Here is a 12422-nt window from a genome sequence, read left to right as displayed (position 1 = left end):
AAGGTGTTGGAAAGGGGCATTCGGCGGGAAGGGGATAACTCCTGCCGCGACTACGAACCGGCCGCCTTCAGGCGCCGGGCGAACGCCTTGCGGAACTTTTGCACCTTGGGGTCGATCACCACCTGGCAGTAGGGGTAGTTCGGGTTCTTGCGGTAGACCCGGCGGTGGTAGTCCTCGGCCGGGTAGAACGCCTCAAAGGGCACCACCTGGGTGACAATGGGATCCTGCCACCGGCCGCTGGCCTCCAGCCCCCGGATCACCGCCTCGGCCGTAGCCTTCTGTTCTGGCGAGTGGTACAGGATGATGGACCGGTACTGGGGACCCACGTCGTGGCCCTGGCGGTTGGGGGTGGTGGGATCGTGAACGGAAAAGAACACCTCCAGGAGATCCCGGTAGGAGATGACCTGCGGGTCAAAGGTCACCTGGACCACTTCGGCATGGCCCGTGGTACCGCTGCAGACCTGCTCGTAGGTGGGGTTGGGGACGTGGCCGCCGGCGTAGCCGGGTTCGACCCGCACCACGCCCTCCAGCTCTTCGAAGATGGGTTCAAGACACCAGAAGCAGCCGCCTCCCAGGGTGGCCGTCTCCAGGTGCCGGGTTCCCGGCCGGTGGTCTTCCCGAGCCCCGTCCTGGGGCGTTGTCGAGCCCGTCCTCCCGGCGGGATCGTGCCTTTCGTTCACCGGTATCCACCTCCAATCAAGGGCCCCAGTAGATTCAAACGCGTTCAGCGGCTTCAAGCGCCCCTAGCAGCTTCAAGGGGCACCGGGCAGCTGCAGAGGGCTCCGCCATGGTCGCCATCAACCTCGCGACCTATAGGGCGACCACCAGGCCGCCGTCGGCGCCAACCTGCTGGCCGGTGATGTAGCTGTTGCGCGGTGAGAGGAGAAAGGCCACCACCTCGGCGATTTCTTCCGGCCGGGCCAGGCGCCGGAGCGGAATGCGAGCGGCGGCCTCGGCGGCCACCTGGTCCGGCGTGATGCCCTGGCGGGCGGCGTGGGCCGCGTTCCATTCCCGCAGGCTTTCGGTCAAGGTGTAGCCCGGGGCCACCATGTTGATCAGGATGCCGGACGGTGCCAGCTCAAGGGCGGCGGTCTTCAGGGCGTTGACCAGGCAGGCCCGCAGGGCGTTGGACAGGCTGCTGCCGGGCCCGGGCTGCTTGACGGTGAAGGAGGTGATGGCCACCACCCGGCCTCCGCCGCTGCGCTCGAAGAGGGGCACCACGCGGCGCAAAAGGCGCAGGGGCCCCTGAACCAGTAGCCGGAAAGCCCCGTCCCAGTCGTCATCGGTCAGCTGCACAAAGGGCCGCACGGCCGGGCCTGGCGTGTTGAGAAGGAGAGCATCCAGCCGCCCCAGCTCGCCGGCCGCCGCCGCCAGGCGTTCGGCCGTCTCCGGCAGGGCAAGGTCGCCGGTTACGGGCAGGACCGTGGCCCCCTCCGCCTGCAAGCGCTGGGCCGCGGGCTCGGGCCGCCGGCTGGAGAGGATGAGGATGTACCCTTCCCCGGCCAGGCGCCGGGCCACCGCAAACCCCATGCCCGATGAGGCGCCGGTCAGAAGCGCAACGGGCCGTCCGGGGGCGGCGGACATACCGGGTCCCCGGGGTGTGGGCTGGGGCGAAACGTCAACTGCCATGGGATCGTTCCCTCCCGCTCGCCTTTGGGTCCTATTCTCCCATGAAGCCGCGAACAGAGGGTCCTGCCTGACACCCTCTCTGGCAAGCTTCATGCGAGAGTTCCTGCGTCGGCTGGAGGAGACGGCTCGCTACGCGTGGGACGAACCGGCCTGGCTATTCCGGACCGTTGGCAAGCCGCCGCCCGTCCGGGCGGGGGCTTCTTGTAGCCGCGGGTGGGGGTAGATGCATGCCCCGCCGGAGGACTCAGGCGGCGGGTGGGGAATCCACCCGGGAGGCAGTAGACGCCCAGGGCGATTAGGCCAGTCTGTCCAGGGAGGACCTCCTATGTCCACGCAACGGTATTCGGTGACTCCCCACCCCATCGAAACGCTTCTGGCCTGGGTCAAGTCGGGAGAAATCGCTATTCCCGAGATCCAGCGGCCCTTTGTCTGGAATGCGACCAAGGTCCGCGACTTTCTGGATTCTCTCTACAGGGGCTATCCCGTGGGCTACCTCATCGCCTGGCGAAATCCCAGCGTCCGGTTAAAGGACGGCACCCTCTCGGCGGGGAAGCGGATCCTGATTGACGGCCAGCAGCGGGTGACGGCACTCCGCGCCGCCCTTCTGGGTGAGGAGGTACTGGACGAGAACTATGCGCGGAAACGGATCCAAATCGCCTTCAACCCCAAGGAAGAGCGATTCGAGGTCCGAAATTCCGCCATTACCAGAGACCCCGCCTGGATCGACGACATCAGTCGCCTCTTTGCGCCGGATGCCTATCTGGGAGACTTCGTTGACGACTATGTGGTCAAGAATCCGGATATTGATCGCAAGCAGATAGGCCGGATCCTGGAACGGTTCAAAAAGATCGTTAACAACCACATCGGCCTCATTGAGCTGGCGGAGGAACTGGACATTGAGACCGTGACCGAGATCTTCATCCGTGTCAACTCGGCCGGCGTCGAACTATCTCAGGCTGACTTCGCGATGTCCAAAATTGCTGTGAACGAAACCTACGGCGGACACCTTCTGCGGAAGGCCATCGACTACTTTTGCCACCTGGCTCGGGATCCTGAGTTTTACGTTCAAATTGAAAAAAATGACGTTGAGTTCACTCGAACGGAATTTTGGCCCAAAATGAGGTGGCTCAAGGATTTCAATGATGACCTCTATGACCCGGATTACACGGATATGCTGCGGGTCGCATTCACATCCCAATTTGGACGGGGAAGGTTGCAGGACCTGGTCGCGCTCCTGTCGGGGCGGAACTTCGAGACTCGACAATATGAGGAAGCCATTGTCGAAAATTCGTTTGCTAGGCTCAAAGATGGTATTCACGCTTTTATCAACGAGACCCACTTTAAGCGATTCATGATGATCCTCCGCTCGGCGGGCTTTATTACAAGTAGATTGATTACCAGCCATAACGCAGTGAACTTTGCATACATCCTATATCTACGCGGCCGATCAGAAGGGATGGCTGCGGATGAACTGGAGCGCATTGTCCGCCGATGGTATGCCATGTCTATCCTGACGGGCCGGTATACAACCCACCCGGAAACGGTCTTTGACCTCGATATTCGGCAGATAGAGAGTCACGGCATCGCCCGTTACACGGAAGCTGTCCTAACCAGTGAGCTTTCTGATAGTTTCTGGACCAATCTTCTCCCGCAACTGATGGAAACGTCTTCAGTCCAAAGCCCGTATTTTGTTGCCTTTAAAGCAGCCCAGGTGTCTCTTGGCGACAGGGGATTCCTCTCAACCAACATTACGGTTCGGGATCTTCTCCTCAATCAGGGCGACCACCATCATGTCTTCCCAAGGAAGTACCTTCAGCAGCTTGGTCTGAGCCGTGGTCGCTACAACCAGATTGCTAACTTTGTGGTCACCCAAAGTGAGATCAACATCGCCATTGGCGACACCCCACCCCATGTCTACTTCAAGGATCAGGTTAACGGTGGTCCCAAGAAGTATGGAGGTATTACGGACCCGCAGGTCTTGAAGAAGAACCTGGAGGAAAACTGCATTCCGCTGTCCGTGCTGGAAGGCAACGTACCGGATTATGATTCCTTCCTGGCCGAGCGGCGGCGCCTCATGGCCCTTCGGATCAAGCGGTGGTATGAGCAACTGTAGGGTCGCGAGGACGGGGGTGCCGTCAACGGACAGGCTAATGCGTCGCATCGGATGCCAGCCATGAGCCTTGCCGCGAGTGCAGTGGGCCAGTTGCTGGGGGATGCGCAGCGGGGAGGAGGGGTTGCAATGAGCGAGCGCTTGCGGGATGTGGTGGCAAGCTACTACCAGCGGGTTGACGCCGGTGATCTTGAGGGCTTGCTGGCGCTGTTCCACCCGGAGGTCCGCTACGAGCGGGGCGGGCGGGACCCCATTGAGGGGATTGACGCCCTGCGCCGGTTCTACGAGGGGGAGCGGGTCATTCAGGAAGGCCGGCACCAGCTGGATGCCATCCTGGTTGAGGGCGAGCAGGTGGCGGTCCGGGGCGTGTTCCGGGGTGTCCTGAAGACGGGGGAAGCGGTGACCGTACGGTTTGCCGACTTTCATCATTTTCGCGACGGCTTGATCTGGCGCCGTTACAGCTACTTCATGGACCGCTTCGTGTAGGACCGTGCGGCGGGCGATGGCACCGCGGTGAGCGCACTACGGTCCTGGCACTGCCATGGCCCCTGCTGCGGCGCCGCCTCGTACGCACTTGAACCGTTCGTTCCTCGATCGTTGGCATGCCGATCGTTGGCATGCCCGTCGTCGGCAGCGCAGGTTTCGCGTCGAACCCCATGCACGAGACACCGAACCGCCGGCACGGGCAGGAGGGCAGACCGTGGACAGCCACCTCCTCAGACGGCAATTAAGGAGGCGGGTCAGTGAGGGACTCGGCGGACTCGAATCCGAAGCCGTCCCCGGCGGCAGACTTCATCCCCCGGGGTGAACCCTTCTGGATCAAGATGGTCGAGGCCATACGTTTGATTTCCCGGCCGGAGCGGGAGGCAGCCCTTCGCCGGGCCGGGCTCAACCTGTTCGGGAGATGTTCGCCCTGGGCGACGGAATGTTGATGAGCGCCAAGAAGGACGGGCTCGTCAACATTGGCGGGCTGCCTTCAAGGACGAGGATCTGTACCGCCGGGCGGCGGCGCGCCTGGTGCCCTACGAGGGCTTTCTCACCTATGGCGGCATGGCGGGGCGTGACATGGAGGCCCTGGCCGTGGGGCTGTGGGAGGCGCTGGACCCGGCCTACCTGGCGTACCGGGTGGGCCGGGTGGGCCAGGTGGAGTACCTGGGGCGGCTGCTGCGGGAGGCCGGGGTTCCGGTGCAGTGGCCCACCGGCGGCCATGCGGTGTTCGTCGACGCCCGGCAGTTCCTCCCCCACATCCCGCCGGAGCGGTTCCCCGGCCACGCCCTGGCGCTGGAAGCCTACCTGGAGGGTGGAGTGCGGGGTGTGGAGGTGGGCTCGCTGATGATGGGCCGGGACCCGGCGACGGGCCAGCAGCTCCCGTCCCCCTTCGAGTTCTACCGGCTGGCCGCACCTCGCCGGGTCTACACCCACCGCCACCTGGAGGATGTGGCGGAGGTGGTGGCGCGGGTCTTCCGGCGGCGGGAGCAGGTGCGCGGCGTGCGGTTCGTGGACGAACCGTCCGCACTGCGCCATTTTACCGCCCGGTTTGACTGGAGCGAGGCGGGATGAGCCCGGCCGCGGTGCGCAGGGCGGCGTGACGGCCGGCCTGCAGGCAGGAATGCCGCGAATTCGAGCCGAATCGCAATGGCATTCGCGCTGTGGGATGCCGGTGGGCTCATCTTCCTTCCCAGCTGGGGGTGGGACGATTGCAGCGAATCGGTGAGGCGCTCAGCCGGTTCACCCGCCGCTACCTTCCGGACTCCTTCATCTTTGCCATCCTGCTGACGCTGGTGGTCTACGTGATGGGCCTGGTCTTCACCGACCACGGCCCCTACCAGCTGGTGCTGGACTGGTACGGCGGCTTCTGGAACCTGCTGGCCTTCGGCATGCAGATGACGCTCATCCTGGTCACCGGGTACGCCCTGGCGAACACGCCAAGCGTGCGCAGGGGCCTGCAGCGCCTGGCGGACTGGCCCCGGTCGGCCGGCCAGGCGGTGGCCCTGGTGGCCTTCATGACCGGCCTGCTGGGTCTGATCAATTACGGGCTCAGCCTGGTGGCCGGGGCCTTGCTGGCCATCGAGGTGGGGCGGTCCTGCTCGCGGCGGGGGATCAAGGTGCACTTCCCCTTGCTGGTGGCGGCAGGGTACATCGGCCTGATGATCTGGCACGGCGGCCTGTCCGGCTCGGCCCCGCTGACGGTGAACACGCCGGGCCACTTCCTGGAGAAGCAGATGGGGCTCCTTCCGTTGACGGAGACCCTGTTCCGGCCCTTCAACGTCGTCGTGGCGCTGGTGCTGCTCTTCCTCTCGCCGTGGATCATGGCCCGCATGCACCCTGCGGGTGGCGAAGTGGTGGAGATCCCGGCAGCGCTGGCCGGTGCGTCCGGGGAGGGGACCGCTGCGACGGCCGAGCCGCCCCTGGCGCCCGGCGCGGGAGGCCCGGGCGTGGAGATCACCCCGGCGGAGCGCCTCGAGCGCAGCCGCATCCTGACGGGGCTCATCGTCCTGGCGGGCGTGGTCTACATCACCAGTGCCTTCGTCCAGAAGGGGATTGCGGCCCTGGACATCAACATGGTGGTCTTCATTTTCCTGATCCTGGGCATGCTGCTGCACGGAACCCCCATCCGCTACGCCCAGGCCATCGCCGACGGGGTGCGGTCGGCCAGCGGGGTCATCCTGCAGTTCCCCTTCTACGCGGGCATCATGGGCATCATGACGGGGTCGGGACTGGTGGCCATCATCGCCAACTGGTTCGTGGCCATCTCGACGCCTGTCACCTTCCCCTTCTGGACTTTCGTCAGCGCGTGCCTGGTCAACCTGGCGGTGCCGTCGGGCGGGGGGCAGTGGGCGGTGCAGGGGCCCATCGTGATCCAGGCCGCCCAAGCACTCCACCTGGACCTGGGCAAGGCGGTCATGGCGGTGGCCTTCGGAGACGAGCTGACCAACATGATCCAGCCCTTCTGGGCGCTGCCGCTGCTCGGCATGACCGGGCTGCGGGCCGGCCAGATCCTGGGCTACACCGCGGTGGTCATGATGGTGGCCTTCGCCGTCATGGCCCTGGGGCTGGTCTTCCTGCCCTGACGGTCTGCCCTCGCCCCACCTGCGCGGCGTGGGGCTAGGACCTTCGGGCCCGCCCTTACTTGCGCACAGACCGTGAGTACCCCACCAGGGCATCCCAAGCGCGACGCCCCCGGTCGCCCGGCCCTCGGGCCGCGGACGGCCGGGGGCGTCTTGCCGGGATCCTTCATCCGTTCCTCGCCGGATGCTCCTGCTGGATCACCAGCACGGGCAGGCGGGTGTGGCGCAGGACGTACTCGCTGACGCTGCCCAGCAGGACCTCCTGCAGCCGTCCCAGGCCTCGCCGGCCCACGACGATGAGCTGGTAGTTGCCGGCCCGCGCATAACGGCAGATCTCCTCGCCAGCGGCGCCCGTGGCCACGTCGACCTCGGCCTGGAAGCCGGCGGAGGCCAGTTCGTCCCGGGCCGGTGCCAGATCCCGCCGGGCGTTGGCCTCCCCAAGGACCAGGACGTCGTCACCGGCCGTCAGGGGCGGCACCAGCGGGCTGGACAACGCGGGTGGAACCGGCGGCGGCAGGACCTGCAGGATGGTAGCCGTGGCGCCCCCGCCCTGGGGGAACAGCTCCCGGACGGCCCGGCTGAGGCGGAGGGCGTCGGCAGGACCGTCGGCTGCAATCAGGATCCGCTGAATCATTGCACCCACCTCCTTCTTGCAACTTCATCGTCAACAAGCCACCTGAGTTCCTGCTGAGTGCCCCGTGACGGAAACCTGAGGGAAGGGCCGGAGCGGCGCGGCCCTGGGGCGGCATAGGTGCCGGTTCTGGCGGTGACCTTATCCAGGTGAGAAGGGCGGGAGGAGGTGGGCGCGTGAGCCGCAGAGTGCGGTGGGTGGGGCGAGGGCTGGGGGGCGGTGCCCGGCCCGCGGGGGGGCAAACACGGGCCGGCGTGCAGCCGCCGGCCGGGGCGCCCGCCCGGCAGCCCGTCCACCCTGAGGCCGGGCTTGAAGGCGCCGCCGGGCGGCTGGATCGCCTCCACGCCCGGCTGCCGGCCTGGTCGACCACGCCTCTGGGGGGCCGGCCGCCCCTGGCGGAAACCCCCGCCACCCGGTTGCGCGAGCACCTGGAAGACTTCCTGGGCCGGATGGACCGCTGGGTCGCCGATCTGGCGCTGGAAGAACCTGTGCCGGCGGAGGTACGGTCCCTGGAGTCGCTGGTGCGGGATGCCCTGGGCCACGCCGCCGACCTGGTGGCCGTACCCCTCCGGCGCCCGGGGGGCGCGGAGCTGCTGGTCATGTACGTGGACGGCCTGGTGGGGGACACCCTCCTCAACCAGTTCATCCTCCGGCCGCTGCTGGAACGCCTGCCGGCCACCGCGCCCCAGGTGGCCCGGTGGCTGGACCGCGGCCTGTTGCCCGGCGGCCGGGTTCGTCCCGTGACCCGCCTGGCGCAGGCGGTCGACGGGCTTCTGGAAGGGTGTGCCCTGATTGCCGTCGACGCTGCGGGTGGACCCCCAGCCGTTGCGGATTCCGGGGGCGCACCAGCGGCCGGTGCCGCGGGACAGGGGGCGTTCCGCGCGGGCCGCGGGGCCACCCCGGACGGACAGCGGGCAGGCGGGGCGGGCACCGCGTGGCTCGTGGACGTCCGGGAGTTCGAGCACCGCGGTGTGGACGACCCGGCCACGGAAGGGACCATCGGCGGCCCGCGGGAGTCCTTTGTCGAGGTCCTGCGGGTGAACACCGCGGCCCTGCGCCGGCGGCTGCGCACACCCTACCTGCGCATCGAAGAGCTGGAGACGGGCCGCCTGAGCCGCACCCGGGCGGCCGTGGTCTACGTGGCGGGGCGGGCCGATCCCGGCACCGTGGCTCAGGTGCGGCGGCGCCTGGAGGCGGCGCCCTGGGACATGCTGTTCTCGGAAGAACAGGTCGAGGCGCTGCTGCAGGACCGCCCCCTCTCCCTCTTCCCCCAGGCGCGGTTGACGGAGCGGCCCGACGTGGTGGCGGCGGGGCTGATGGAGGGGCGGGTCGCGGTCCTGCTGGACGGCACACCCTTCGCCGTGGTGGTGCCCCTGCAGTTCTGGGACCTGCTCCAGTCGCCCGACGACTACTACCTGCGCTGGCCTTTCGCCGGCATCCTGCGCATGGTCCGGTTCTTCGCCGTCCTGCTGATGACCGTGGGGCTCCCGCTCTACGTGGCCGTGACGACCTACAACCAGGAGCTGATCCCCCGGGAGTTCCTCTTTTCCCTGGCGGCGTCCCGCGAAGCCCTGCCCTTACCCACGGCCCTGGAGGCCGCCGGGCTGAGCTTCGTCTTTGACATCCTGCGCGAGGCGACGACCCGTCTCCCCCGCCAGGTCGGCGGAGCCCTGACCATCGTCGGCGGCCTGGTCATCGGGGATACGGCGGTGCGGGCGGGCATCGTCACCGCTCCGACCCTGATCCTCATCGGGGTCAGCGCCATGGCCGCCTTCGCCCTGCCCACCTTCGGCGCGGCTATTCCCTTCCGCGTTCTGCACTACGTGTTCCTGGGGGTGGCGACCGTGCTGGGCATGTACGGGCTGGTCACGGCCTTCCTCATCGTGCTGGCCCATATGGTGTCCCTGCGTTCAGTGGGAGTGCCCTACCTCACGCCATACGCTCCGTATCGTCCCCAGGGCTGGGAGGATGCCCTGGTCCGCGCTCCCTGGGCGATGATGCGGGGCAAGCCGCCCCTGATCGGGCGCGAGGGCACGGGCGCCGGCGCAGGTCAGTGAGGAGGCGGGGGCGAGGCTTGGACGGCGCGCAAAGGGATGCAGGAGCCCGCGGCAGGCGGCGGGGAGGAACAGGCCGGGCACGGCGCAAGGAATGGCCAGGTTTCGCCGGGCCAGGGGAACGGGGTGCCCATGTAGAGGGGCGGGGACGGCCAGACCGTGCCCGGCCGTGGGCACCAGGGAGCCGTGCGGAGCCACAGGGAAGGCAAGGCCAGGACGGGCCTCGGGCAGGTGCAGGGTATGCGGGGCGGCGGGGAGGAACCGGCCGTGCCGCGCCGTGACCAGGTTGATCCCGCCTCCATCGCGGTCCTGCTGATCGTGGTGGTGCTGGCCACCCTGGTCTTCTTCCTGCCGCGGTCGCTGGCGGCCGTCGCCGGCCGCGACGCCTGGCTCGCCGTGCTGGCCAGCACCCCCGTGGTGGCCCTGGTGGTCGGGGCGTGGTACGCCTTCTACTTCCGCCCGGGGCTTACGCCCCTTGACCGCCTGCGGTTTCACCCGCTCATGCGGTGGCTGGTCCTCCCTGTGCTGGTGGCGTATGCGACCTACCATGCCGGCGGCATTCTGGGCGAAACGGTGCTGCTCACGGTGGTGGTCTTCCCGGAGACGCCGGTGTGGGCTTTTCATGCCACCATGGCCCTGACCACGTGGGTCCTGGTGGCGTACGGGCGAGAAACCCTGGCCCGGCTGGGGCTGCTGGTTCTGCCGGTGATGGTGCTGGCCCTGGCGACGAACCTGCTCATTCTCCTTCCGGGCAATGCGGAGTGGGCCCAGCTCTTGCCGCTGCTGGAAGGGGGAGCGCGCCCGTTGCTGGGAGGGTTGCCGGTGATGGTGGCGGCCACGGCCGAGACCCTGATCCTGACCTATTTTGCCGACGGGCTGTCCTCCCGCCATGGTGTTCTGCGGCCTCTGATGCTTGCCGCGGCGGGCATGGTGGTGCTGCTGGCCGGTGTGGCGCTGGCCGGCATCGTCGTGCTGGGGCCGGGGGAAACGGCCCGGGCGGTGGCCCCCACCTTCATTCTGGCTCGGCTGGCCCGGCCCGTGCCCGTGATGTCCCGTCCGGAGGTGTTCACGATTTCAGCATGGCTGCTGGGCATCGCCCTGAAGCTGGCCCTCTTCGTCTACGCGGCGGGGGTGACGGCACGAGCGGGCCTGGGGCTCACCGAGCGGTGGCAGGGACCGGTCCACGGGCTGATGACCCTGGCAGCGGTCGCCGTGGCGGCCATCCTCTTTCCCGACAGCGAGCGCTGGGACTGGCAATTTACCCGGGTCTGGCCCCTGGTGGGGATGGCCGGGCTGGTGGCGGGGCTGGTGGCCGGCCTGCTGCCCGCCCGGGCGGGACGGGCGGCGGGAAGGGCGGAGGAACGATCCCTGGGACAGGCACCGGAGGGTATGCCCGCCGGGCGGCACCGTCCGGGTTCCGGCCCGGCACCCCAGGGCGACGAGGCTCCCGAAGCCGGACGCGCCGCCGCCGCCGGCAGGGAGCCTGCCGGGGGGCGGATGCCGTGATGATGAGCCGCGGGGGCCGCTGGCGGGCCGGGTTCGTCCTGATTCTGAGTGCCCTGACGCTGGGTGGATGCTGGGGCTACAACGAGGTCAACGACCTGGCCTTCATTACGGTGGCCGCCCTGGACCGGAACCCTGCAGGACGCTACCTCTGGACGGTGGCGATCCCCGTGCCCGAGCTGGTCCTGCCGGCGTCGGTGGGAGGGGGCGGCGCAGGAGGGCCGGGCATGAGTCGCAACACGCTGTTCCGGTCGGCGCCCGGCCAGACCCCGCGCATGGCCGCCGAGTCCCTGGACCGCAGCGTGCCGCGGGAGGTCCGCTGGTCCTTTACCGACCACATCCTCATCGGGGAGCCGGCCGCCCGGTCGGGCCTACGGCCCCTGCTGGAGATGATCTCCCGCAGTTACCGGGTGGAGCGCAAGGCGTCCCTTTACGTGGTGCGGGGCGAGGCGGGCAGCTTGCTGGAGTTGTTGCAACCCGCCCTGGATCGCTCCCTGGCCCGTTCCTTCGATGCCCTGGGCCGGAAGAACAGGCCAGGAACCATCCGGGTGGTGGACGGCAACACCGTGCTGCGCTGGCTTGATACGCCGGGCATCGACCCCTTCCTGCCGGTGGTGGCCACCGGCCGCACCCGGGATACCATCAACCCGGTGCCGGCGGGCCTGGCCCTGTTCGCCCGGGACCGGCTGGTGGGCTTTCTCCCCCCGCCCCTCGACGAGGGGCTGCTCATGGCCCGGGGTGAGGCCCACCCCTTTACCCTGGCCGTTCCCTGTCCTGAGGCCGCCGGTGAGGGTGGGGGTTCTCAAGGAACGGCCGGCCCGGAGACGAGCGGTCAGGCAACGGATGGTCAAGGCAGTGCCAGCGGTAGCGCGGGCGGCGAGACGCAGGGCGGCGCGGGCGGGGAAGCGCAGGATGTGCCGGTGCAGCCGGTGGTGTCCTTGCGGATCGACCGCAATGAAGCCCGCATCCAGGTGGTGGAAACAGGCCCGCCGCCCCGGGTGGCCGTCGAGGTCAAGCTGGAGGGAACCCTGCTGGAGTGGCAATGCCCCGGCGGCCGCGTCGACCGGACCCGGGCCATGGCGGTTCGGCGGGCGGTGGCCCGGCAGGCGCAACGGCAGATTCGGGCGGCCCTGGAGCAGGCCGCCGCCCTGGGCGCCGATCCCGCCGGCTTTGGGACGGCCCTGTACCGGCAGGATCCCGCAGCGTGGCGCGCCCTGCAGGCCGGGTGGCGCCGCGAGCTGCGCCAGTTGAGGCCCGCCGTGCGGGTGAAGTTCCACCTGCGGAGTTACGACCTCACGGTGTCGGCACCCTGACGGCCCACGGGGCAGCGCGAAAGCACAAGATGCCCCCGGCGCAGGGAGGAAGGCCTGTGGCGCGAATACCCGAGAATACAATGCCCAGGGGAATGAACGGGGCGCGGCAAGGCC

General features: G+C 68.2%; 10 protein-coding genes. 7 read left to right on the top strand and 3 right to left on the bottom strand.

Annotated features, from left to right (window positions below; genetic code table 11):
• Window positions 1–50: 50 nt before the first annotated feature.
• Window positions 51–680 (bottom strand): peptide-methionine (S)-S-oxide reductase MsrA, encoded by a 630-nt coding sequence (msrA, locus tag DYI95_RS09275; RefSeq protein ID WP_203530630.1) that lies wholly within the window; start codon window positions 678–680, stop codon window positions 51–53.
• A gap of 130 nt (window positions 681–810) precedes the next feature.
• A complete protein-coding gene (locus DYI95_RS09270; protein WP_116900079.1) occupies window positions 811–1629 on the bottom strand; it encodes an SDR family oxidoreductase in 819 nt (272 codons plus the stop codon).
• Window positions 1630–1954: 325 nt separating this feature from the next.
• On the opposite strand from DYI95_RS09270, the gene DYI95_RS09265 reads away from it, so the two are divergent.
• The 4 genes from DYI95_RS09265 (at window position 1955) to DYI95_RS09250 (ending at window position 6810) form a co-directional block, all read left to right on the top strand.
• Window positions 1955–3742 (top strand): DUF262 domain-containing protein, encoded by a 1788-nt coding sequence (locus DYI95_RS09265; protein WP_116900080.1) that lies wholly within the window; start codon window positions 1955–1957, stop codon window positions 3740–3742.
• A 126-nt stretch (window positions 3743–3868) separates the two neighbouring features.
• Entirely contained in the window at window positions 3869–4225 is a 357-nt protein-coding gene (locus DYI95_RS09260; RefSeq protein WP_116900081.1) for a nuclear transport factor 2 family protein, read from the top strand.
• 531 nt (window positions 4226–4756) lie between these two features.
• Window positions 4757–5299, top strand: coding sequence for a beta-eliminating lyase-related protein (locus DYI95_RS09255; protein ID WP_305849859.1), 543 nt, complete (start codon window positions 4757–4759; stop codon window positions 5297–5299).
• A gap of 137 nt (window positions 5300–5436) precedes the next feature.
• Window positions 5437–6810, top strand: a complete 1374-nt coding sequence (locus DYI95_RS09250) for a short-chain fatty acid transporter (protein WP_116900082.1) — start codon at window positions 5437–5439, stop codon at window positions 6808–6810.
• A 163-nt stretch (window positions 6811–6973) separates the two neighbouring features.
• Here the strand turns inward: DYI95_RS09250 and DYI95_RS09245 are convergent, their stop codons facing one another.
• Window positions 6974–7441 (bottom strand): universal stress protein, encoded by a 468-nt coding sequence (locus tag DYI95_RS09245; RefSeq protein ID WP_116900083.1) that lies wholly within the window; start codon window positions 7439–7441, stop codon window positions 6974–6976.
• A gap of 173 nt (window positions 7442–7614) precedes the next feature.
• Here DYI95_RS09245 and DYI95_RS09240 point away from each other — a divergent pair, with 173 nt between their 5' ends.
• From DYI95_RS09240 to DYI95_RS09230, 3 genes are all read left to right on the top strand, one after another.
• Entirely contained in the window at window positions 7615–9495 is a 1881-nt protein-coding gene (locus tag DYI95_RS09240; protein ID WP_116900084.1) for a spore germination protein, read from the top strand.
• Between the two features lie 264 nt (window positions 9496–9759).
• On the top strand, window positions 9760–10998 hold the full coding sequence (locus DYI95_RS09235; RefSeq protein WP_116900149.1) for a GerAB/ArcD/ProY family transporter: 1239 nt from the start codon (window positions 9760–9762) through the stop codon (window positions 10996–10998).
• Window positions 10998–12308 (top strand): Ger(x)C family spore germination C-terminal domain-containing protein, encoded by a 1311-nt coding sequence (locus DYI95_RS09230; RefSeq protein WP_243149977.1) that lies wholly within the window; start codon window positions 10998–11000, stop codon window positions 12306–12308. Before DYI95_RS09235 ends, DYI95_RS09230 begins: the two co-directional genes overlap by 1 nt.
• The last annotated feature ends 114 nt before the right edge of the window (window positions 12309–12422 follow it).

This window comes from Thermaerobacter sp. PB12/4term (genome assembly GCF_003403315.2).
GTDB lineage: Bacteria > Bacillota > Sulfobacillia > Thermaerobacterales > Thermaerobacteraceae > Thermaerobacter.
Note: the sequence above shows the minus strand (reverse complement) of the source record. Positions and strands in the feature narration are given on the sequence as shown.